18 protein-coding genes are annotated in these 22,188 nt (G+C 61.6%); 10 read left to right on the forward strand and 8 right to left on the reverse strand.

The window, feature by feature from the left end:
• Positions 1 to 27: 27 nt before the first annotated feature.
• Positions 28 to 960: an iron-sulfur-binding ferredoxin reductase gene (locus DK870_RS18965; protein WP_060754219.1), complete on the reverse strand. Its 933-nt coding sequence runs from the start codon at positions 958 to 960 to the stop codon at positions 28 to 30.
• 214 nt (positions 961 to 1,174) lie between these two features.
• Between DK870_RS18965 and DK870_RS18970 the strand changes: the two genes are divergently transcribed.
• The 4 genes from DK870_RS18970 (at position 1,175) to DK870_RS18985 (ending at position 7,578) form a co-directional block, all read left to right on the forward strand.
• Positions 1,175 to 2,698, forward strand: a complete 1,524-nt coding sequence (locus DK870_RS18970; protein WP_104994706.1) for a fumarate hydratase — start codon at positions 1,175 to 1,177, stop codon at positions 2,696 to 2,698.
• Positions 2,699 to 2,888: 190 nt separating this feature from the next.
• On the forward strand, positions 2,889 to 4,655 hold the full coding sequence (locus DK870_RS18975) for an ATP-binding protein (protein WP_161549389.1): 1,767 nt from the start codon (positions 2,889 to 2,891) through the stop codon (positions 4,653 to 4,655).
• Positions 4,649 to 5,974, forward strand: a complete 1,326-nt coding sequence (locus DK870_RS18980) for a sigma-54 dependent transcriptional regulator (protein WP_104994708.1) — start codon at positions 4,649 to 4,651, stop codon at positions 5,972 to 5,974. The genes DK870_RS18975 and DK870_RS18980 overlap by 7 nt, the downstream gene beginning before the upstream one ends.
• Positions 5,975 to 6,258: 284 nt before the next feature.
• Positions 6,259 to 7,578 (forward strand): MFS transporter, encoded by a 1,320-nt coding sequence (locus DK870_RS18985; RefSeq protein WP_161549390.1) that lies wholly within the window; start codon positions 6,259 to 6,261, stop codon positions 7,576 to 7,578.
• 121 nt (positions 7,579 to 7,699) lie between these two features.
• Here the strand turns inward: DK870_RS18985 and DK870_RS18990 are convergent, their stop codons facing one another.
• Positions 7,700 to 8,455, reverse strand: coding sequence for a hypothetical protein (locus DK870_RS18990; RefSeq protein WP_104994709.1), 756 nt, complete (start codon positions 8,453 to 8,455; stop codon positions 7,700 to 7,702).
• Between the two features lie 193 nt (positions 8,456 to 8,648).
• Here DK870_RS18990 and DK870_RS18995 point away from each other — a divergent pair, with 193 nt between their 5' ends.
• Positions 8,649 to 9,281, forward strand: a complete 633-nt coding sequence (locus tag DK870_RS18995) for a flavin reductase family protein (RefSeq protein ID WP_060754225.1) — start codon at positions 8,649 to 8,651, stop codon at positions 9,279 to 9,281.
• A gap of 115 nt (positions 9,282 to 9,396) precedes the next feature.
• On the opposite strand, the gene DK870_RS19000 is transcribed toward DK870_RS18995, so the two are convergent.
• Positions 9,397 to 9,675, reverse strand: coding sequence for a hypothetical protein (locus DK870_RS19000; RefSeq protein WP_161549391.1), 279 nt, complete (start codon positions 9,673 to 9,675; stop codon positions 9,397 to 9,399).
• Between the two features lie 8 nt (positions 9,676 to 9,683).
• Positions 9,684 to 10,025, reverse strand: coding sequence for an antibiotic biosynthesis monooxygenase family protein (locus DK870_RS19005; RefSeq protein ID WP_071484314.1), 342 nt, complete (start codon positions 10,023 to 10,025; stop codon positions 9,684 to 9,686).
• Between the two features lie 328 nt (positions 10,026 to 10,353).
• Between DK870_RS19005 and DK870_RS19010 the strand changes: the two genes are divergently transcribed.
• Positions 10,354 to 11,283, forward strand: coding sequence for an AraC family transcriptional regulator (locus DK870_RS19010; RefSeq protein WP_060754228.1), 930 nt, complete (start codon positions 10,354 to 10,356; stop codon positions 11,281 to 11,283).
• A 62-nt stretch (positions 11,284 to 11,345) separates the two neighbouring features.
• Here DK870_RS19010 and DK870_RS19015 read toward each other — a convergent pair whose 3' ends face one another.
• The 4 genes from DK870_RS19015 to edd all read right to left on the reverse strand — a co-directional run bounded on the left by DK870_RS19015 (position 11,346) and on the right by edd (position 16,460).
• Positions 11,346 to 12,773, reverse strand: coding sequence for an ATP-binding protein (locus DK870_RS19015; protein WP_372241682.1), 1,428 nt, complete (start codon positions 12,771 to 12,773; stop codon positions 11,346 to 11,348).
• 31 nt (positions 12,774 to 12,804) lie between these two features.
• A complete protein-coding gene (locus DK870_RS19020) occupies positions 12,805 to 13,539 on the reverse strand; it encodes a response regulator (RefSeq protein WP_060754230.1) in 735 nt (244 codons plus the stop codon).
• A 141-nt stretch (positions 13,540 to 13,680) separates the two neighbouring features.
• Positions 13,681 to 14,637 carry a glucokinase gene (locus DK870_RS19025; RefSeq protein WP_060754231.1) on the reverse strand — a complete coding sequence of 319 codons (957 nt, stop codon included), beginning with the start codon at positions 14,635 to 14,637 and terminating at the stop codon, positions 13,681 to 13,683.
• Complete coding sequence (gene edd, locus DK870_RS19030; RefSeq protein WP_090368818.1) at positions 14,634 to 16,460, reverse strand: phosphogluconate dehydratase; 1,827 nt, start codon at positions 16,458 to 16,460, stop codon at positions 14,634 to 14,636. Before edd ends, DK870_RS19025 begins: the two co-directional genes overlap by 4 nt.
• Positions 16,461 to 16,681: 221 nt before the next feature.
• Here edd and gap point away from each other — a divergent pair, with 221 nt between their 5' ends.
• The 4 genes from gap (at position 16,682) to DK870_RS19050 (ending at position 22,084) form a co-directional block, all read left to right on the forward strand.
• Positions 16,682 to 17,683, forward strand: coding sequence for a type I glyceraldehyde-3-phosphate dehydrogenase (gap, locus tag DK870_RS19035; protein ID WP_090368816.1), 1,002 nt, complete (start codon positions 16,682 to 16,684; stop codon positions 17,681 to 17,683).
• A gap of 164 nt (positions 17,684 to 17,847) precedes the next feature.
• Positions 17,848 to 18,366 carry an RNA polymerase sigma factor gene (locus DK870_RS19040; RefSeq protein WP_060754234.1) on the forward strand — a complete coding sequence of 173 codons (519 nt, stop codon included), beginning with the start codon at positions 17,848 to 17,850 and terminating at the stop codon, positions 18,364 to 18,366.
• Between the two features lie 74 nt (positions 18,367 to 18,440).
• Positions 18,441 to 19,409, forward strand: a complete 969-nt coding sequence (locus DK870_RS19045; protein WP_161549393.1) for a FecR domain-containing protein — start codon at positions 18,441 to 18,443, stop codon at positions 19,407 to 19,409.
• Positions 19,410 to 19,525: 116 nt separating this feature from the next.
• Positions 19,526 to 22,084, forward strand: a complete 2,559-nt coding sequence (locus DK870_RS19050) for a TonB-dependent receptor (RefSeq protein WP_161549394.1) — start codon at positions 19,526 to 19,528, stop codon at positions 22,082 to 22,084.
• The last annotated feature ends 104 nt before the right edge of the window (positions 22,085 to 22,188 follow it).

Raw genomic sequence — 22,188 nt, forward strand, 5'->3', positions numbered from 1 at the left:
CTTCATCGCAGCAGCGCAATTCAGCCCTCAACCACGGGGCACAAACACATCGGCCAGCAGTTGATTGCGCGGTAAGCCGGCCAGGAACAGCCGCTTGGAAAACGCCTCGACACTGGCAGGATGCCCGCAGAGTAGAGCCAGGGTTTGCCGCGAACCAAGCCGCAGTTGCGCCAATGCCTGGGCCAGCTCAGCCGCCGTCCATAGTTCCACAGTCAAGTTGGGATGCTGCGCGGCCAGCTCCGCCAGGGGACCGGCCAAGTAATGAGCCTGCGCATCATGGGCCAGGTGAATCACGCGGATGGCGCCTTGATGATCCTGGCGCAACGCCTCACGCAGCACACCCCACAAAGGCCCCAAGCCGGTGCCGGAAGCCAGCAGCCACAACGGCCGGGTGTGCCAGTCGGGATCGTATTGCAGTGCTCCCCCGCGCAACTCGCCCAATCGCAGCGCATCGCCCACCTGCAACTGCCGGGCAATATCGCTGAACTCACCCGGCTGGCGGCAATCGAGGTGAAACTCCAGGAACGGATCTTCCTGGGGCAAGCTGGCCAGGGAATAGGGGCGCGCTACCTGCCCCGACCACAACACCAGATGTTGCCCGGCCCGATAACGCAGGCCATGTTCCGGTTGCAGGCGCAGGCGCAGCACGTTTGTGTTCAACCAGTCGGCACCGACCACCCGGGCCGCCAAACCGTCACGCAGCGGATCAAAGGTCTCAACCTCAAGATCGCCGATAACCTGGCACTGACACGCCAAACGCCAGCCGTCCTGGCGTTGCGCCGGGCTCAAGGCGTCTGGCTGCTGGTCGTCGACCTGTCCCAGGCATCGCACCAGGCACGCATGGCAACTGCCCGCCCGACAACTGTAGGGCACGCCCACACCCGCCTGGTTCAGGGCATCCAGCAGGTTGCTGCCGGTGGTGACCGACCAGTGGCGCTCACCGACGTACAGTTCAGGCATGGGAGGACTCAGTCATAAGGGGCACACAGGGAATCACGCCTGCGACAGTTTGACCATAGTCGGGTGTATCGGCCACCGTGCCGGGTTATACTGCCGCGCCTTTTTAGCGTCGCGCCTGCACCACTTTGGCGTGCCTTGGAAAGGTGGTTTCAGCCGACCGATGCAACACTGAAGCCACCTTTATTGAATGTTCCCTTATAGAGGAGCGCGACTCATGACCGTGATCAAGCAAGACGACCTGATTCAGAGCGTTGCCGACGCCCTGCAATTCATTTCCTACTACCACCCCGTTGACTTCATCCAGGCCATGCACGAAGCCTACCTGCGCGAAGAATCGCCAGCGGCCCGTGACTCCATCGCCCAGATCCTGATCAACTCGCGCATGTGCGCCACCGGCCACCGCCCGATCTGCCAGGACACCGGTATCGTCACCGTGTTCGTGCGCGTGGGCATGGACGTACGTTGGGATGGCGCCACCATGGGCCTGGACGACATGATCAACGAAGGCGTGCGTCGCGCCTACAACCTGCCGGAAAACGTCCTGCGTGCATCGATCCTTGCCGACCCGGCAGGCGCGCGCAAGAACACCAAGGACAACACCCCGGCCGTGATCCACTACTCCATCGTCCCGGGTAACACTGTGGAGGTGGATGTAGCAGCCAAGGGCGGCGGTTCCGAGAACAAGTCGAAAATGGCGATGCTCAACCCGTCCGACTCGATCGTCGACTGGGTGCTGAAGACCGTTCCGACCATGGGCGCCGGCTGGTGCCCACCGGGCATGCTGGGCATTGGCATCGGCGGCACCGCCGAAAAAGCCGCCGTCATGGCCAAGGAAGTGTTGATGGAATCCATCGACATCCACGAGCTGAAAAAGCGCGGCCCGCAGAACCGTATCGAAGAGATGCGCCTGGAGCTGTTCGAGAAGGTCAACCAACTGGGCATCGGCGCCCAGGGCCTCGGCGGCCTGACCACCGTGCTCGACGTGAAGATCATGGACTACCCGACCCACGCCGCGTCCTTGCCGGTGTGCATGATCCCCAACTGCGCCGCCACCCGTCACGCCCACTTCGTGCTCGACGGTTCCGGCCCGGCATCGCTGGAAGCGCCACCGTTGGACGCCTACCCGGAAATCGTCTGGGAAGCCGGCCCGTCGGCCCGCCGCGTCAACCTCGATACCCTGACCCCGGAAGAAGTGCAGAGCTGGAAGCCGGGCGAAACCGTATTGCTCAACGGCAAGATGCTCACCGGTCGCGACGCGGCGCACAAGCGCATGGTCGAGATGCTGAACAAGGGCGAAACCCTGCCGGTGGACCTCAAGGGCCGCTTCATCTACTACGTCGGCCCGGTTGATCCGGTGCGCGAAGAAGTGGTTGGCCCGGCAGGCCCGACCACCGCGACGCGGATGGACAAGTTCACCCGTCAGATCCTCGAACAAACCGGCCTGCTGGGCATGATCGGCAAATCCGAGCGCGGCCCAACCGCCATCGAAGCGATCAAGGACCACAAAGCCGTGTACCTGATGGCCGTCGGCGGCGCCGCTTACCTGGTGGCCCAGGCCATCAAGAAGTCGCGCGTCGTGGCTTTCGCCGAACTGGGCATGGAAGCGATCTACGAGTTCGAGGTCAAAGACATGCCGGTCACCGTCGCGGTGGACAGCAAGGGCGAGTCCGTCCACATCACCGGTCCTGCCATCTGGCAGAAAAAGATCAGTGACAGCCTGGCGGTAGAAGTCCAGTAAGCCCGTAGTGAGCGGGCTTGCCCCGCGCTGGGTGGCGCAGCCGCCCTAAACCCAGGCGCCTCGGTCTGTCTGAAACACCGTGGTGTCCTGGTTGGGGCGGCTGCGCCACCCAGCGCGGGGCAAGCCTGCTCACTACACCCGATGGCGCATGGTATGGTGCTCACCCCTTACTGTGCCTGCCCATCACCGTATGATCGCGATCCCTCGCCCCCTGCGCCTGACTTTCTACTGCCTGTTGATCATCGCCGGTGCGCTGCTCGCCGCGACCTTCGCCACCCGCCATGCCGAACGCCAGGCCCTGGTGGACGACGCTTCACGCGCCAAACAACAGCTCACGCTGTATGGCAATTCCCTGCACACGCTGATCGAACGTTACCGTGCCCTGCCCGCCGTGCTGGCGCTGGACTCGGAAATGATCAACGCATTGAAGGGCCCGCTGGATGCCACCACCCAGGCTGTGCTCAACCGCAAGCTGGAACGCATCAACAGTGCGGCGCAGTCCTCTACCCTGGAACTGATGGACCGCACCGGCCTTGCTGTCGCCGCCAGTAACTGGAACCTGCCCAGCAGCTATGTCGGGCATAACTACGCATTTCGTCCCTATTTCAGCCAGACCCTGAGCCAGGGCGCCGGGCGCTTTTATGCGGTGGGCGTGACCACCGGTATTCCCGGCTATTTTCTCTCCAGCGCGGTAGTGGACGAACACGAGCAGTTTCTCGGTGCCATGGTAGTGAAGCTGGAGTTCCCCGAGCTTGAGCGCGAATGGGCCCAGGGCAATGACCTGCTGCTGGTCAGCGACGCGCGCGGCATCGTATTTATCGCCAACCAGCCGGGCTGGCGTTATCGCAACCTGCGCCCGTTGTCGGACGGTGACCTCGCCGAGCTCAAGGCCACACGCCAATACGACAAGAAGCGCTTGCAGCCACTGGAGACCCAAGCCCTGCAGCGTTTCGACGACAACAGCCACCTGATGCGCGTCAATGGCCCCGACGGCAGCGCCGATTACATCTGGGAATCGCTGCCGCTCAAGGCCGAAGGCTGGACGCTGCACCTGCTGCGCAAACCCCAGCCCGCCCTTGAAGACCAGCGTAATGCCGGCCTCGCCGCTGCCGGCTCCTGGCTGGCATTGGTGTTCCTGACGCTGTTTCTGACCCAGCGCTGGCGCCTGGCCCGTTTGCGCCAGCGCAGCCGTGAAGAACTCGAACAGCTTGTGGCGCAACGCACCCAAGCCTTGCGCATGGCCCAGGACGGTTTGGTGCAATCGGCCAAGCTGGCGGCGTTGGGCCAGATGTCCGCCGCCCTCGCCCATGAAATCAACCAGCCTCTGACCGCCCAGCGCATGCAATTGGCAACCCTGCGCCTGCTGCTGGATCATGGCCGCGTGGACGATGCCTACCAAGCGCTCACCCCACTGGACGACATGCTCACACGCATGGCTGCGCTGACCGGCCACCTCAAGACGTTCGCCCGTAAAAGCCCCAGTGGCCTGCGTGAACGCCTGGACCTGGCCACGGTGGTTGACCAGTCCCTGCACCTGCTCGACGCGCGCCTGCGTAATGAGGCCATCGGCGTGGTGCTGGACCTGACCCGCCCCGCCTGGGTACGCGGCGATGCGATCCGCCTGGAACAGGTACTGATCAACCTGTTGCGCAACGCCCTTGACGCCATGGCCGATAAACCGCGCAAACGCCTGGAAATCCGCCTGCAGGCCGATCAGCAGCTGTGGCAACTGACCGTCAGCGACAGTGGCGGCGGGATTGACGATGAGCATTTGAGCTGCGTGTTCGACCCCTTCTTCACCACCAAGCCGGTAGGTGACGGGCTGGGCCTGGGGCTGGCGGTGTCTTACGCTATCGTGCACGAACTGGGCGGGCGCCTGATCGCCGGCAACCGTGGCGACGGCGCCGTGTTCACCCTGACCTTGCCTATCGCACTGGAGACACCCGACCTATGTTGAACGCGGTGATTGTGGTCGATGACGAAGCCAGCATCCGCACGGCCGTCGAGCAATGGCTGAGCCTGTCGGGGTTTGACGTGCAGTTGTTCAGCCGCGCCGAGGCCTGCCTGGCGCAACTGCCCAGGGACTTTCCCGGTGTCATCTTGAGCGACGTGCGCATGCCCGGGCTCAGCGGCCTGGAGCTGCTGGCCGAAGTGCAGCGCCGCGATGCCGACCTGCCGGTGATCCTGCTGACGGGCCACGGCGACGTGCCGATGGCGGTAGAAGCCATGCGTGACGGTGCCTACGATTTCCTCGAGAAACCCTTCAGCCCCGATACCCTGCTCAATAGCCTGCGTCGCGCCCTGGACAAACGCGGGCTGATCCTGGAGAACCGCCGCCTGCACCAGCAGGCCGATCACCGGGCACAGCTTGAATCCAGCCTGCTCGGCGTATCCCGGGGCTTGCAGACCTTGCGCCGGCAGGTGCTGGACCTGGCCAGCTTGCCGGTCAATGTGCTGATCCGTGGCGAGACCGGCAGCGGCAAGGAGCTGGTTGCCCGTTGCCTGCATGATTTCGGCCCGCGGGCAAAGAAGCCATTTGTGGCGCTCAACTGTGCGGCGATCCCCGAGCAGCTGTTTGAAGCCGAGCTGTTCGGCCACGAAAGCGGCGCCTTCACCGGCGCCCAGGGCAAGCGTATTGGCAAGTTGGAATACGCTCACGGCGGCACACTGTTCCTGGATGAAATCGAAAGCATGCCCCTGGCCCAGCAGGTGAAACTGCTGCGTGTGTTGCAGGAGCAGAAACTGGAGCGGCTGGGCTCCAACCAGAGCATCCACGTCGACCTGCGCATCATTGCCGCCACCAAACCCGACCTGCTGGAAGAGGCCCGGGCCGGGCGCTTTCGCGAAGACTTGGCTTATCGCCTGAACGTCGCACAGTTGCGCCTGCCGCCCTTGCGTGAGCGCCGTGAAGATATTCCATTGTTGTTCGATCACTTTGCCCAAAATGCCGCCGAGCGCCTTGGCCGCAGCGCCGAACCGCTCGGCGGCGCGCAATTGGGACGCCTGCTCAGCCATGACTGGCCGGGCAACGTGCGCGAACTGGCCAACGTTGCCGAACGCCAGGTGCTGGGGCTTGGCGAACCTGAGCCTGAGGGTATCGAGGCCGGGCAATCGCTGGCCGCGCAGCAAGAAGCCTTCGAGGCTCATTGCCTGAAGGCCGCATTGACCCGGCACAAGGGCGATATCAAGGCGGTCCTGGCGGAGCTGCAACTGCCGCGCCGGACTTTCAATGAAAAGATGCAGCGTCATGGGATGGTGCGGGAGATGTTTCTCTAAGCCAGGCTTTGCGGTGCCTTTCAGGCCGCCATCGGGGGCAAGCCCCCTCCCACACTTGAATGTGTTCACAAATCACAATGTGGGAGGGGGCTTGCTCCCGATGAGGCCTGCCGCCATAAGCGGATTTCCGCTCAACCATCAAGAATCATCGGCGACTTTCCGCTCAAAATAATCCTGCAACCCTTCTAGACCGGGCCTTCATCCCCTTGGCACAGCTCCTGCTATAGCCGAACCAGGCTGCGCACGCGCTGCTCCATAAAAACAACTAGATGAAGGATCCTTCAATGGATAACTCCAACACCCTGCCTCTGGGGTCGGTGGCCGTGCCGGCAAAAGAGCGCACCACCTCCAGCCGGATCAAATCGATTTTCAGTGGCTCCGTCGGCAACATGGTCGAGTGGTACGACTGGTACGTCTACGCCGCCTTCTCGCTGTACTTCGCCAAGACCTTCTTCCCGGCAGGCTCCTCCACCGCGCAATTGATGAACACCGCTGCGATCTTCGCCGTGGGCTTCCTGATGCGCCCTATCGGCGGCTGGCTGATGGGCATGTACGCCGACTACAAGGGCCGCAAGGCTGCACTGATGGCCTCGGTATTGCTGATGTGCTTCGGCTCGCTGCTGATCGCCCTGAGCCCTGGCTACGACACCATCGGCATCGGCGCGCCGATCCTGCTGGTCTTCGCCCGCCTGCTGCAAGGTTTGTCGGTCGGTGGCGAATACGGCACTTCGGCCACTTACCTGAGTGAAATGGCGACCAAGGAGCGTCGCGGTTTCTTCTCCAGCTTCCAGTACGTGACCCTGATCTCCGGCCAGCTCATCGCGCTGGCGGTATTGATCGTGCTGCAACAAGTACTGACCACTGAGCAACTGTATGCCTGGGGCTGGCGCATCCCGTTCGCCATCGGCGCCCTGTGCGCGGTTGTCGCGCTGTACCTGCGTCGTGGCATGGAAGAAACCGAGTCGTTCACCAAGAAGGAGAAAGCCAAGGAAAGCGCGATGCGCACGTTGCTGCGCCATCCCAAAGAGCTGATGACCGTCGTCGGCCTGACCATGGGCGGCACCCTGGCGTTCTACACCTACACCACCTACATGCAGAAATACCTGGTGAACACCGTCGGCATGAGCATCTCCGACTCCACCACCATCTCGGCGGCGACGCTGTTCCTGTTCATGTGCCTGCAACCCCTGGTCGGCGGGCTGTCGGACAAGGTTGGCCGTCGGCCGATCCTGATTGCCTTCGGCATCCTCGGCACGCTCTGCACCGTACCGATCCTCACCACCTTGCACACCATCCAGACCTGGTGGGGTGCGTTCTTCCTGATCATGGCGGCGTTGATCATCGTCAGCGGCTACACCTCGATCAATGCCGTGGTGAAAGCCGAGCTGTTCCCCACCGAGATTCGTGCCTTGGGCGTGGGCCTGCCGTATGCGTTGACCGTGTCGATCTTCGGCGGTACCGCTGAATACATCGCGCTGTGGTTCAAGAGTATCGGTATGGAAACCGGCTACTACTGGTACGTGACTGCGTGTATCGCGGTGTCGTTGTTGGTCTATGTGACCATGAAAGACACCCGCAAGCACTCGCGCATCACCACCGACTAAAACGGTGCGAGGGGGTTTGCTCCCGATGGCGGTGTGTCAGCCATAAATCGGTTGACTGAACCACTGCTATCGGGAGCAAGCCCCCTCCCACATTGAGTTCTATCTTGCCTGGATAATAGGATCAGGACAGCTCTGCGGCTGCCTGACGCCCATATCGCCGCTGCGCATACGACGCCCCGGCAATCATCACCACCAGCACACCCGCCAATACCGCCGACGAACCGATGGTGCCGAAATCCAGCCCACCCTTTTCATAGGGTTTGGTGAGGAAGTCACCCAGCGTCGCACCAAACGGCCGGGTCAAGACAAACGCCACCCAGAACAACAGCACCGACGAGATCCGGGTGAAGTACTTGAGCGCCACTACCCCGGCAATCGCCGAGCCGATCAACAAGGCGCCACCGGCAAAGCCGAGCCCCGAGTCATCGGCCAGGAAGTCGCCCAGCGCGGTACCCAAGGTGTTGGAGAACAGGATGGCCATCCAGTAGAACAACTCGCCCCGGAAGGTTTGCACTTTGTTCACGTTCAGCGAGTCGCCGCTGACATGCCACAACGCGAAGATGATCATCAGGATCGCGATCAGGATCATGGAGCCCGTGGCGTAGCCCAGCCCCAGGGTGCGGTCCATGAAGTCAGACATGGTGGTGCCCGCGGTGCTGGTGGACAAAATCACGATCCAGTACAGCACAGGGTTGTAGGTTTTCGACCAGAGTTGCGTCAGCAAGGTGACGAGGAACACGCTGATCAAGATCATCGAGCTGATGGCGTAGCCAACGTTGAGGGTCATCGACAACAAATCCCCGGCGGTTTCGCCCAGGGTGGTTGCGCAGATTTTCATGACCCAGAACGCCAGGGTGATCTGAGGAAGTTTGTTCATGGTACAGAAGGCTCCGAAGCTCAGTCTTTCAACGCGCCGACTTAGAGGGGTGTCGGCCTGGCGCGCAGACTGAATGCAGAGCTGTGAAAATTCGGTGGGCAATCAATGAAAATTCCATACGGCTGATGGAAATTCAGCGCCATGCCTTGCAGTATGGCCTCCATCCCGAAGCCAATAGCAGGAACCCCCGGTCATGTCTGACGATATTCATTTCTACGAGCCTGCCAACGGTCACGGCCTGCCCCATGACCCGTTCAATGCCATCGTCGGGCCAAGGCCGATCGGCTGGATTTCTTCCCACGATCGCGAAGGTCGCCTGAACCTGGCGCCCTACAGCTTCTTCAATGCGTTCAACTACATTCCGCCGATCATTGGTTTTTCCAGCGTCGGGCGTAAAGACAGCCTTAACAACATCGAACAGACCGGCGAGTTTGTCTGGAACCTGGCCACCCGCCCGTTGGCCGAGCAGATGAACCAGAGTTGCGCCGCCGTATCGCCGGAGGTGAACGAATTCGAGTTATCCGGCCTGACGCCGGTGGCCTCGAAAATCGTTGGCGTACCGCGGGTGGGCGAGAGCCCGGTCTCGTTTGAATGCAAGGTGACCCAGATCATTCAACTGCAGCGCGCCGACAAGCAGCTGGTGCCGAGCTGGCTGGTACTGGGCGAAGTGGTCGCGGTGCACATCGCCAAGTGGTTGCTCAAGGATGGCATCTACGACACCGCCGCCGCCGAACCGATCCTGCGCGGTGGCGGCCCGGCGGATTACTTCCAGTTGGGGCCAGAGGCGCTGTTCAAGATGTATCGCCCTGGTGCCAATAGCCGCTGATGGCATGCAATAAAACCTGTGGGAGGGGGCTTGCTCCCGATAGCGTTGGTGAAGTCAACACAGCATCGACTGACTCTCTGCTATCAGGAGCCCCCTCCCTGATCGACGGCGCGTTCTAGTTTGCGGCAGTTGCCCAAGCCAGTTGGCCGTCTTCGTCTACGTCGACCAGGTATTCAAGTTGCAGCGCGGCTGCATCGTCGGCGTCGGAGGCGGTCTTGAACTTCTGGCCATCAAGGATCTTGTGAAACCTGGGTGCGCCCATGCCATCGAGTGCCTTGATGGCGACGGCGGCGCTGTAGCCCCCTTCCCCCGGTACTACGGCGGAAACGGCTTCGTGGTGGGCAAATTGTTTACGTGCCATGTTGCAGGTCCTGGCCAATGGAAAGTCGGCCATTCTAACCCTCAACCGGCGAGTTGCAGGTACTCGCCGTAGGCATGTACGGCAGATGCATCGGTGAAGGTCTGGAAGTCCATGCTGCGCACTACCATGTCGTTCAACAACTCGGTAAAGATCATCAGGGCCGGCGAGTTGAAGTAGGCGCTCATCGCCTGTTCGCTACTCCAGAAACCCGAGACCAGCCACACATCGGGGTCGACCTGGGAATGCTGCAACGAAAACTGCAGGCAACCCTGAGCCTGACGGCCCGGTTCGATCAAACTGCTCAAGCGTGCACCGAGTTCGGTGCTGCACCCGGTACGGGCACGGATAAAGGCCATATGGCTCGCGGGAATGGGGGTGGACATGTTCGACTCTCCCGTTGAGAAGTGATACTCGGCAAACACGCTGAGGGCGGGCTGCCACAGGATCAAAGATAACGGCGCGGGTGCAAACGCGGTTAGTCAATTCCTGCAGGCTTATTGCACAATCCTGCGAGAAGCGTAGATAAGCCACTCGGCCCGCAGGTGGTGTTCCAGGCACACACTCAGTGTTTCAGGGAGATGACGGGCCTTGCGCTTGCCTGATTCACGCCATATCGCAGGATCAGGCAAGGATTGTGCAGAATCGACGTAACACTTTTTGAAAAGCGCCCACTAAGCTGAGCCCATCGAAGAAGCGTGTAGAGGTCACTCCATGTCGTCGCCTGAACATCCGCTGATTCCCCTCGATGCCGAGATGGAAAAGCAGCGCGCCGAACTGGCCAGCATCGTGCAACGCCATACCTGGGAAGACGGTTCCTATGGCACGGCTATCACCTCGCTGTATCTGAACCGCCACAACACACCGCGCGATTTCATGCCGGTGCTGGTGGAGCCGGCCTTGTGCATCCTCGCCAGCGGCAGCAAGGAAGTCCGCCTGGCCGACGAAATCTTTGCCTACGACCCACTCAACTACCTGGTGTTCTCGGTCGCTATGCCCGTGGCGGGACGGATCATCGATGCCACGCCGCACGATCCCAACCTGTCAGTACGCATCAATATCGACCCGGCGCAGCTCACTGCCCTGATCGCCGAGGCCGGGCCGATGGGCGTGCCCTCGCGCCCCACCTCCCGTGGCATGTACGTCGACCGCATCGACAGCCAACTGCTCGACGCGGTGCTGCGCTTGACGCGCCTGCTGGACTCGCCCAAAGACATCGCCATGCTCGCGCCATTGATCAACCGCGAGATCCTCTATCGGCTATTGCGCGGCCCGCAGGGCTACCGGCTGTATGAAATCGCCGTCGCCAACAGCCAGAGCCATCGGGTCAGCCAGGCAATCACCTGGTTGAACGGCAACTACGAACAACCGCTGCGTATCGATGACCTGGCCAAGGAAGTGAACCTGAGCGTTTCGACCTTGCACCATCGCTTCAAGGCGATCACCGCGATGAGCCCGCTGCAATATCAGAAGCAGTTGCGCTTGCAGGAAGCGCGGCGGCTGATGATCGCCGAAGGGCTGGAAGCGTCGGCGGCAGGGTATCGAGTCGGGTATGAAAGCCCGTCGCAGTTCAGCCGCGAGTACAGCCGGTTGTTTGGGGCACCGCCTTTAAGAGACCTGGCCCGATTGCGCCAGAGCATCTGAGCCCATGCAGATCAAAAATGTGGGAGGGGGCTTACTCCCTCCCACATTTTGACCTCATGTATTCAGTCTAATCCACGAGGCAGTTGCAAGGTCACCCGCAGGCCCCCCTCACGCAGGTTCTGCAGGCTCACTTCCCCGCCATGGCTGTGCGCGATGTTGCGCGCAATCCCCAGGCCCAGGCCGTAGCCCTGTTGCTGCCCGGCCAGACGGAAATGCGGTTCGAAGACTTGCTCCAGGCGCTGCTCCGGTACGCCGGGGCCTTCGTCGTCGACGTGCAGGATAAAATCCACGCCATCGTCCTCGATATGCAAGTGAGCTTTCTGCCCGTACTTCAAGGCATTGTCGATCAGGTTGCCGATGCAGCGCTTGAGCGCCAGCGGCTTGCCCGGATAAGGCGCCAGGGCACGGCCGTCCTGGGTGATGCGGCCATTGCCATTGGGCGCCAGGTACGGCTCCACCAGGCAATCGAGCACGTGATTCAAATCCACCGGTTCGATGTTTTCGTGGATGTCAGTGTCTTTCACACATTGCAGCGCGCCCTTTACCAGCAGCTCCAACTCATCCAGGTCGCGGCCGAATTTGGTTTGCAGGTTCTCGTCTTCCAGCAGCTCCACACGCAGGCGCAAGCGGGTGATCGGCGTGCGCAGGTCATGGGAGATCGCGCTGAACAATTGGCTGCGCTCGGTCAAGTAACGGCTAATGCGCTCACGCATGGCGTTGAAGGCACGCCCGACCTCCACCACTTCGCTGCCGCCGCCTTCGGCTACCGGCTCCACATCGGCGCCCAGGGACATGTCCCGCGCCGCCCGCGCCAGGCGCTTGAGCGGCCGGCTCTGCCAGTGCACCAGCAGGCCGATGAACAGCAACAGCAAGCCGCTGGTCAGCACGATGAACCACACCTGCTGGGCCGGCAGCCCCTGCTCTTCCAGGCTGGTGTAAGGCTCGGGCAGCAGCGAGGCGATGTACAGCCACTCACCGGGCGCAAGCTGGATCTGGGTCACCAGCACTGGCGGGTTCACCGGTTCCAGGGTCAGCGCGTAATGCGCCCAGGAGCGCGGCAGTTCATCGAGCTTCAAACCGGCGTTGAAAATCCGCAGGTCTTCGGCACTGACGAACTCCACCGAGATATGCACATCGGCGCCCAGGGTCTGGCGCAGCACTTCATCCACCGCCTCAAGCACGGCCTGTTTGCGCGGCGTCTGCGGCAATACCGCCATGTCCAGCGGCCGGTCATTGAGGGTCACCACGAAACGGGTGCCGCCCATGCTGCGCAGTTGGTCGAGCACCAACGGGCGATAGGCCACCGGCAACGAGCGGAAGTAACTGACGCTGGCGGTCATCGAATGCGCCAGGCTACGGGCACTGGTGACCAGGCCCTCAAGCTGGGTAGCGCGCAATTGCGAGACCCAGATCACGCTGGACAGTGCCTGGGCAAACAGCACCACGAGCAGGGTCAGCAGCAACATGCGCCCCAGCAGCGAACGGGGCACGGGAAAGCGGATGCGGCGCTCGGCCAGACGCTCAGTGGGCATTGCCGGCAACCACGCTGGCTGCCAGTTGATAACCGCTGCCACGCACGGTGCGGATCAGCCGCGGGGGTTTCTCGGTATCGCGCAGGCGCTGGCGCAAGCGGCTGACCGCCATGTCGACGATACGGTCCAGCGGCATCAGGTCGCGGCCACGGGTAGCGTTGCCGATGGTGTCGCGGTCGAGAATCTGTTGGGGGTGGTCAAGGAACAGCTTGAGCAGGGCAAAGTCGGCGCCGGAGAGGATCACCTCCTCGCCATCCACATGGAACAGGCGGTGGCTGATCATGTCCAGCCGCCACTCGTCAAACGCCAGCACATCACCTGCGCCGCTGCGCTCCTGGCCAAACTGGGCACGACGCAACAGGGCCTTGATCCGCGCTTGCAACTCGCGGGGGCTGAAGGGCTTGCCGATGTAATCGTCGGCGCCCAGCTCCAGGCCGATCACCCGGTCGGCTTCGTCGGAACTGGCGGTCAGCATGATGATCGGCACCTGGGCCTGACGTGGGTGCTGACGAACCCAACGACACAGGCTGAAACCGTCTTCGTCGGGCAGCATCACATCAAGAATCACCAGGTCGCATGGTGCCTCGCTCATGGCCTGGCGGAACCCCGCACCATCCGACACGCCACGGACTTGGAACCCGGCGCGGCTGAGGTAGGTTTGCAGCAATTCGCGGATTTCCTGGTCGTCGTCGACGAGGAGAATCGATTTACTGATTACGCTCACGGGGTCCTCCTTGTAGTTATGGCCAAGCTTGAGTCATGTGTTGCTTAGGGCCACCATCGGGAGCAAGCCCCCTCCCACATTTTGAATGTATTTACACATCGAAGTGTGGGAGGGGCTTGCCCCCGATGAGGCCATCAAGGTCTATGCAAAAGCCTGCTCAAGCGCCACACCCGCCCCGGTCAACCCGGAATACGGCGCGGTCACCAACCACACCGGAATACCTTTGAAGTAGTCGCTCATGCAGCCTTTGTCACTGAAGCTCTTGGTAAAACCACTGTTGATGAAGAAGTCGGCAAACCTCGGGATCACCCCGCCCACGATATACACACCGCCGCGCGCGCCGGTGGTCAGCACGTTGTTGCCCGCTACGCGGCCCAACCAGATGCTGAACTGGTTCAAGACTTCCACGGCCACCGGGTCACCGGCCAACCCCGCCGCCGTAATGGCTTCGGGCGTGTCCAGCACTGGCGTGTGGCCATCCACCGCACAGATTGCGCGATAGACACGCGGCAGGCCCGCACCGCTCAGGGCGGTCTCGGCGCTGACGTGGCCGATCTCATTGTGGATGTGCTGCCACAGCTGGGTTTCACGCGGGCTGCTCAAAGGCAGGTCGACATGGCCGCCCTCCCCCGGCAACGCCGCCCAACGGCCGCCCCCCAGATCCAGCAACGTACCGACGCCAAGGCCAGTGCCCGGGCCGATCACCACCGCAGGGCGAAACGCTTCCGGCGTGCCTTCGCAGACCACGCGAAATTCGTCGGGCTTGAGCCGTGTCATGCCCAGGGCCATGGCCGTGAAATCATTGACCAGCAGCAGGTTATCCACCTGCAGGGTTTTACAGAATGCAGTCTTGCTCAGGCGCCAGTGATTGTTGGTGAATTTAAATTCATCACCGCTCACCGGCCCGGCGACCGACAGGCACACCGCGCCGATGTCGCCGATTTGCAGGCCCTCTTCCTTGAGGTAGACCATGATGGCCGCCTCAGGGCTTGAGTGATCCGCCGTGGCGTGCACCCGGATCGAATGCAGCTCCTGATCCTGCCACAACGCAAAACGGGCGTTGGTTCCCCCGATGTCACCGACCAGCGCAAGCTTCACTTAAGCGTCTCCAAGGCAGAGGTAAAGGCGCTGGCGCCCTGCTCTGCGGAGCTTGCGGCCAAGCGCATAAATGCAAACAGTTCGCGACCGGCCCCCACGTTGTTGCCCAACAGGCCCGTGGCGGGTGTGCGCGCTGCGAATTCTTCGGCGTCCACCTTAAGCTCCAAGGTGCCCTTCACGCCATCCACGCGAATGATATCGCCATTCTGCACCCGCGCCAGCGGCCCGCCGCTCTGTGCTTCGGGGTTGACGTGGATCGCGGCGGGGATCTTACCCGAGGCGCCGGACATACGCCCGTCCGTGACCAATGCCACTTTGAAGCCTCGGTCCTGCAGCACGCCGAGGAACGGGGTCATTTTATGCAATTCCGGCATGCCGTTGGAGCGTGGGCCCTGGAATCGCATCACCGCGACAAAGTCCTTTTCCAACTCGCCGGCCTTGAATGCGTCGGCCAGGTCCTGTTGGTCCTGGAACACCACGGCCGGCGCTTCGACGATTTGATGCTCCAGGGCCACGGCCGAGACTTTCATCACCCCACGACCGAGGTTGCCTTCCATCACGCGCAAACCGCCCTCGGCCGAGAATGCACGGGCCACGGGACGCAGGATGGTTTCATCGAGGCTCTCGATCGGGCCGTCGCGCCAGATCAACTCGCCGTCGACCAGGAACGGCTCCTGGGTGTAGCGGCTCAAGCCCTTGCCGGCCACGGTGTTGACGTCTTCGTGGAGCAGGCCGGCCTCAAGCAGTTCGCGAATCAGGAACGACATGCCGCCCGCCGCCTGGAAGTGGTTGATATCGGCCTTGCCGTTTGGATACACGTGGGACAGGGTCGGCACTACCTCGGAGAGATCGGCCATGTCCTGCCAGGTGAGAATGATGCCCGCCGACATGGCGATGGCCGGCATGTGCAAGGTGTGGTTGGTAGAACCGCCGGTCGCGTTGAGGGCGACGATGGAGTTGACGATGGACTTCTCATCGACGATCTCGCCGATCGGCATGAAATTGCCGTTGGCCTTGGTCAGGCGCGTGACTTGATGCGCCGCTTCACGGGTCAGTGCGTCACGCAGCGGCGTGTACGGGTTGACGAACGAAGCGCCCGGCAAGTGCAGGCCCATCACTTCCATCAGCAACTGGTTGGTATTGGCGGTGCCGTAGAAGGTGCAGGTGCCGGGGCTGTGGTAGGACTTCATCTCCGATTCCAGCAGCTCTTCGCGGGTGGCCTTGCCTTCGGCATAGCGCTGGCGCACATCGGCCTTCTGTTTGTTCGAAATGCCCGACGGCATCGGCCCGCCCGGGACGAAGATCATCGGCAGGTGACCATAGCGCAGCGCGCCCATCATCAGGCCAGGGACGATCTTGTCGCAGATGCCCAGCATCAAGGCGGCGTCGAACATGTTGTGGGACAGCGCTACCGCCGTGGACATGGCAATCACTTCGCGGCTGAGCAGGCTCAGCTCCATGCCCGGCTCACCCTGGGTCACACCGTCGCACATGGCGGGGGTGCCGCCGGCGAACTGGCCGACCGAGCCGACTTCACGCAGGGCTTGCTTGATCTGTTCAGGGAAATGTTCGTACGGCTGGTGTGCCGAGAGCATGTCGTTATATGAGGAAACAATTGCCACGTTGGCGGCATTCATCATACGCAGACTATTTTTATCTTCAGCACCGCAGCCGGCCACGCCATGGGCAAAGTTGGCGCATTGCAGCTTACCGCGCATCGGACCGTCGCTGGCGGCGCCGCGAATGAGCGCAAGGTAGGCCTCGCGGGTGGCGCGGCTGCGGGCGATAAGCCGTTCGGTGACCTCAAGAACGCGGGGATGCATGTGTAGAACTCCAGGCTAACGGATGTGGCGACCCTCGTTCCTATGTTGACCAAACGCCCGCAGCTCATGGGATGGCAGGGTGTCGTTCGGATCATCGGACCAGTTGATTCAGGTCACTCGTTGTAGATTGAACAAAATATTGCCACTAAAAAGGCTTGTTTTCTATTTTTATGCGAATAATCTTGTAATTCTTACAACAAATCGACGACAGGCACTTTCCAATGACTCTTCGCATCGCAATCAATGGTTTTGGCCGCATCGGCCGTAATGTCCTGCGCGCACTGTATACCCAAGGCTACCGCCAGGATTTGCAGATCGTCGCCATCAATGATCTGGGCGACAGCGCGATCAATGCCCACCTGCTCAAATACGACACCGTGCATGGCACTTTTGAAGCAGAGGTCGCCCACGATCAGGAAAGCCTGACCGTCAACGGCGACCGGATTGCCGTCAGTGCCATTCGCAACCCGGCCGAACTGCCATGGGCCGCGCTGAAAATCGATGTGGTGTTCGAATGCACCGGCCTGTTCACCGACCGTGCCAAGGCTGCCGCCCATGTTACCGCCGGTGCGCGCAAGGTGATCATCTCCGCACCGGCCAAGGGCGCGGACGCCACCGTGGTCTACGGTGTGAACCACGACATTTTGCGTCAATCCCACCAGATCATCTCCAACGCCTCGTGCACCACCAACTGCCTGGCACCGGTCGCCCAGGTGCTGCATCGCGAGCTGGGGATCGAAAGCGGCTTGATGACCACCATTCATGCCTACACCAACGACCAGAACCTGACCGATGTCTACCACACCGACCCGTATCGCGCGCGTTCGGCCACCCAGAACATGATTCCGAGCAAGACCGGTGCGGCCGAAGCCGTCGGCCTGGTACTGCCGGAACTGGCGGGCAAGCTGACCGGCATGGCGGTCCGTGTACCGGTGATCAATGTGTCGCTGGTCGACCTCACCGTGCAGTTGAAGAAAGAAGCCACCGCCGAGGAAGTCAACGCACTGCTCAAAGAAGCCAGCCAGCACTCGAAAATCCTCGGCTACAACACCTTGCCGCTGGTTTCCAGTGACTTCAACCACAACCCGTTGTCGTCGATTTTCGATGCCAATCACACCAAGGTCAGCGGCAAGTTGCTGAAGGTGCTGGCGTGGTATGACAACGAATGGGGTTTCTCCAACCGTATGCTGGATAACTGCCTGGCGCTGTGTAACGCCGAATAAGGCGACCTGCAGGTTCCCACGCTTTGCGTCCCGGTCCCAAGGTCGTGACGCGGAGCGTCACAGGATGAATTCCCACGCAGAGCGTGGGAACGATCAAATACCGCACTTGCCATTTCAGTTGATGATAAGCATTATCATTAACTGCAAATCGGTCTGGTATCACTGTGAGCCAATCTCGCTTCAACCAAGTCTTTCTCACCCAACGGGTGATTCTGCTACGCACCTTGCAGCGGATGGTGAATAACCACAGCACCGCCGAAGACCTGTTGCAGGAAACCTACCTGCGCGTCACCCGTGCCCTCAGCGAGCGGCCGATCGACCACCTCGAACCCTTCGTTTATCAGACGGCGCGCAACCTGGCGCTGGATCATCTGCGTGCGCGCAGGATTCAAGCCCGTACGCTGCAGGAAGATGTCCCACTGGATATCCTGCAAAGCGTTGCCGCCCCCATCAGCACCCCGGAAGATGCAACCCAGGCCGAGCAACTGCTTGAACACCTGAGCGTCAGCCTCGGCCAGTTGAGCGCCCGCCAGCAGCAGATCTTTATCCTCAGTCGCCTGCACGGTTGCAGCTATCAAGAGATTGCCGACCAACTCCACGTGTCCTTGAGTACTGTGCAAAAGGAACTGAAATTGATCATGGCCATCTGTGTAGGTGTGGCCGACCGGCTGGATCAGCCTTAAGCTGCACCCGACAGAAATGTTGATCCAGGCTGTAGGAAAGACCAATAAAACGTGGCGAAGCCCCGAGGAACACCGTGACGGACCCGAATAAACTGCGCCCTCATGAGCTGGCTCATGAGGTGCTGCAAGATGCGGCCATGAACCAGGCGCTCGATTGGCTGGTCGCCTTGCAGTGCCCACATCCCGGGCAACAGGCCGAGTTCAACGCCTGGTTGGCCAGCGACCCGGCGCACCCGCACGCCTTCGCCAAAGCCGAGGCGGCGTGGGGTAGCGCGCCGGTGCACAGCGCCGCCGTAGCCCTGGCCGCACCCCGCAAGCCGAGTGCCTGGCGCCGCCTCAAGCCGCATTGGAAACCCTTGGCCACCGCCGCCGTGCTGCTGCTCGGACTGTTCAGCTTCAGCAATTTGCCCATGCGCCTGCAAGCCAACCACCTGACCGTCGTGGGCGAACGCCAGCGCCTGCAGTTGGACGATGGCTCGAAGGTATTGCTGAATACCAATTCGGCACTTTCCAGCAGCATCAAGGATCACCAGCGCGTCGCACGCCTGTATCAAGGCGAGGCGTTTTTCGAAGTCGTACCCAGCCGCGGCCTGCCCCTGGAGATTGATGCCGGCCCGGTGCGCGCCAGCGTGCGCGACACCGACTTCGCCGTGCGTTACCTCAATGGCGAAGCGCAGGTGCAGGTGCAACGCGGCGATGTCGACCTGAGCACCACCGCAAACGATGCCCGGGTGCGCCTGAGCGCCGGTGAAAGCATCCGCATCGGCCCCCAGGGCTTTGGCCAACCGGCCAAGCTAGATGCCGGCAAGGACCTGGCCTGGGTCCAGGGCCGACTGGTGTTTGAAAACTGCCCGATGGGCGAAGTACTGGCTGAACTGCGCCGCTATTACCCAGGCTGGATCGTCAACAACAACGACAAGCTCGCCAGCGTCGCCGTCACCGGCAATTACCGGCTTGACCAGCCCTTGGACGTGGTGCGCTCCCTGGCGCACATCACCTCGGCCAAGCTTTCGGAGTACCCGGCACTGGTCATCCTGAACTAAATGAGAATTATTTTTACTCGATAGCCTGCAGTGGTACGTCTCGTCTTAGCCAATGCAACTGATTCCTATTTGGTTCAGTGCGCAACTATAAGATTCGTACCTCCGGAGCGCTCTCGATGTCCTCTCGTTTCAACCGCCGGTCTTCCTCGCCCGTCCTGTCCTTGCTGACCGCCGCCATCCTGCTGGCGGGCGCGCCCATGACGGCCGCCATGGCTGCAGAGCCCATCGCCCGCAGCCATGGCAATTACACTTTCAGTATCGAGCAGCAACCCCTGGTCTCGGCGCTGAATGCCTTTAGCGCGGTGACCGGCTGGCAAGTCGGCCTGCCGGCGGAACTGGGCCAGGGCGTATCGTCCCCCGGTGTACGCGGCCCGCTGTCAGCGGAAAAAGCCCTGGACCGGCTGTTGGTGGGGACCAACCTGAGCTACCGCAAACTGGGCAATAACACCATCGTCCTGGAAAAGCGCGCAGCCGGCAGCACCCTCAATTTGCAACAGGTGACCATCAGCGCCACCCGTAATGAACAGGACGTCAACAGTGTGCCGAGCACCGTCACGGTGCATGACCGCGAGGAACTGGACCGCCAGAATGTCAGCACCATTCGCGAACTGGTGCGTTACGAACCTGGCGTCTCAGTCGGCGGCGCCGGCACCCGCTCCGGCAATGCCGGCTACAACATTCGCGGTATCGACGGTGACCGCATCCTCACCCAGGTGGACGGTGTCGAAGTCCCTGACAACTTCTTCAACGGCCCCTACGCCAAGACGCGTCGCAATTATGTCGACCCGGAAATAGTCAAGCGTGTGGAAATCCTCCGCGGCCCGGCCTCAGCCCTGTACGGCAGCAGTGCGATTGGCGGCGCGGTGAGCTATTTCACCCTCGACCCGGACGACATCATCAAGCCCGGCCAGGATGTCGGTGCCCGCCTGAAAACCGGCTACCGCTCCGCCGACGATAGCTGGCTGACCTCCGGCACCGTCGCCGGCCGCGTGCAGGACTTCGACGGCTTGCTGCACCTGAGCCAGCGCAATGGGCATGAAATGGAGTCCTACGACGGCAACAATGCCACCGGCCTGGCCCGCACCGGCGCCAACCCGGAAGAGGCACGCACCACCAATGTCCTCGCCAAGCTGGGCTGGAACTATGGCGATGACAACCGCCTGGGCCTGACCTACGAGAAGTTCAAGGATGACCGCGACGTCAACCTGAAAAACGCTGTAGGTGGCCCGTTCGTTGGTGGGCGGGGCTTCAATCTGTACCGTGACCGCCGTGGCAACGACACCATCACCCGTGAACGCTTCGGCCTGGAAAACAGCTTGGCTCTGCAATCGCCGATTGCCGACCGCATCAAGACCAGCCTCAATTACCAGATCGCCAAGACCGACCAGACCACGGCTGAGATCTATCAGTCCGGCCGTCGCGTCCTGCGTACCCGCGACACGCTTTACGAAGAACGCCAGTGGGTGTTCGACGCCCAGTTGGACAAGGCTTTCAGCCTCGGCGAGACCGATCACCAGGTGACCTACGGCACCACGCTCAAGCAGCAGAAAGTCACCGGTTCGCGCGAAGGCTCGGCGACCTGCCTGGCCGTCGGCTCCGGCTGCACCGCCATCGGTGCGCCCAGCCCTTCAGCCGGCGACAGCGTGAAAAAGTCCAGTGACTTCCCGGACCCGACCATCAACACCTATTCGCTGTTCGCCCAGGACCAGATCTCCTGGGACAAATGGACCTTCCTGCCGGCCTTGCGCTACGACTACACCCAGCTCAAACCCAAGCTGACCCAGGAATTCCTCAACACCGTCAACCCGACCGGCCAGGATACGGTCAACGACAAGGACAAAACCTGGCACCGCGTGACGCCCAAGTTCGGCCTGACTTACGCCCTCACCGATCAATACACCTTGTTCGGCCAGTACGCCGAGGGCTTCCGCACGCCATCGGCCAAGGCGCTGTACGGCCGCTTTGAAAACCTCAACCTGGGTTACACCGTGGAGCCCAACCCAGACCTCAAGCCCGAAACCAGCAAAGGCATTGAAACCGGGATTCGTGGCAAGTTCGACGCAGGTTCCTTCGACATCGCAGTGTTCTACAACAAGTACCGCAACTTCATCGACGAAGACAACGCCGTGGTCGGCGGCACCGTCGAACAGTTCCAGGCCGTCAATATCAAGCGTGCCACCATCAAGGGCGCCGAAGCCAAGGGTCGCCTGAACCTGGATGCTTTCGGCGCGCCTCACGGCCTTTACACCCAAGGTTCGGTGTCCTATGCCTACGGTCGTAACGACGAAACCGGCGAGCCGCTCAACAGTGTCAACCCGCTCAAGGGCGTGTTCGGCCTGGGCTACGACCAGGACAATTACGGTGGCCTGCTGAGCTGGACCCTGGTCAAACGCCAGAACCGCGTCGACAGCAGCACCTTCCACGCACCGGATGGCAACGGCCCGTTCAAGACACCAGGCTTCGGTGTGCTCGACCTGACCGGCTACTACAAAGTCACCCGCGATGTGACCCTCAACGCCGGCCTCTACAACCTGACCGACAAGAAGTACTGGAACTGGGATGACGTACGCAGCTACGACAGCGTCGGCGAAGCCGCGGTGACCGGCCCGGCCAACCTGGACCGCCTGACGCAGCCTGGCCGCAACTTTGCGATCAACGTGATCTGGGACATCTGATCGAAGCGCCTCACCTCGCCGGCCTCAGTCGCCGGCAGGTGAGGATTTTTTACTGTGCCGCGTCTTCCTGTTCGTCTAGTTGATAACCGCTCTCTTTAGAGCCA

The organism is Pseudomonas sp. Q1, from assembly GCF_009935975.1.
GTDB lineage: Bacteria > Pseudomonadota > Gammaproteobacteria > Pseudomonadales > Pseudomonadaceae > Aquipseudomonas > Aquipseudomonas palleroniana.

Bases quoted from the DNA above. Each gene is read 5' to 3' on its own strand.
- DK870_RS18965 (WP_060754219.1), bottom strand. From the start codon at position 960: ATGCCTGAACTGTACGTCGGTGAGCGCCACTGGTCGGTCACCACCGGC.
- DK870_RS18970 (WP_104994706.1), top strand. From the start codon at position 1,175: ATGACCGTGATCAAGCAAGACGACCTGATTCAGAGCGTTGCCGACGCC.
- DK870_RS18975 (WP_161549389.1), top strand. From the start codon at position 2,889: ATGATCGCGATCCCTCGCCCCCTGCGCCTGACTTTCTACTGCCTGTTG.
- DK870_RS18980 (WP_104994708.1), top strand. From the start codon at position 4,649: ATGTTGAACGCGGTGATTGTGGTCGATGACGAAGCCAGCATCCGCACG.
- DK870_RS18985 (WP_161549390.1), top strand. From the start codon at position 6,259: ATGGATAACTCCAACACCCTGCCTCTGGGGTCGGTGGCCGTGCCGGCA.
- DK870_RS18990 (WP_104994709.1), bottom strand. From the start codon at position 8,455: ATGAACAAACTTCCTCAGATCACCCTGGCGTTCTGGGTCATGAAAATC.
- DK870_RS18995 (WP_060754225.1), top strand. From the start codon at position 8,649: ATGTCTGACGATATTCATTTCTACGAGCCTGCCAACGGTCACGGCCTG.
- DK870_RS19000 (WP_161549391.1), bottom strand. From the start codon at position 9,675: ATGGCCGACTTTCCATTGGCCAGGACCTGCAACATGGCACGTAAACAA.
- DK870_RS19005 (WP_071484314.1), bottom strand. From the start codon at position 10,025: ATGTCCACCCCCATTCCCGCGAGCCATATGGCCTTTATCCGTGCCCGT.
- DK870_RS19010 (WP_060754228.1), top strand. From the start codon at position 10,354: ATGTCGTCGCCTGAACATCCGCTGATTCCCCTCGATGCCGAGATGGAA.
- edd (WP_090368818.1), bottom strand. From the start codon at position 16,460: ATGCATCCCCGCGTTCTTGAGGTCACCGAACGGCTTATCGCCCGCAGC.
- gap (WP_090368816.1), top strand. From the start codon at position 16,682: ATGACTCTTCGCATCGCAATCAATGGTTTTGGCCGCATCGGCCGTAAT.
- DK870_RS19050 (WP_161549394.1), top strand. From the start codon at position 19,526: ATGTCCTCTCGTTTCAACCGCCGGTCTTCCTCGCCCGTCCTGTCCTTG.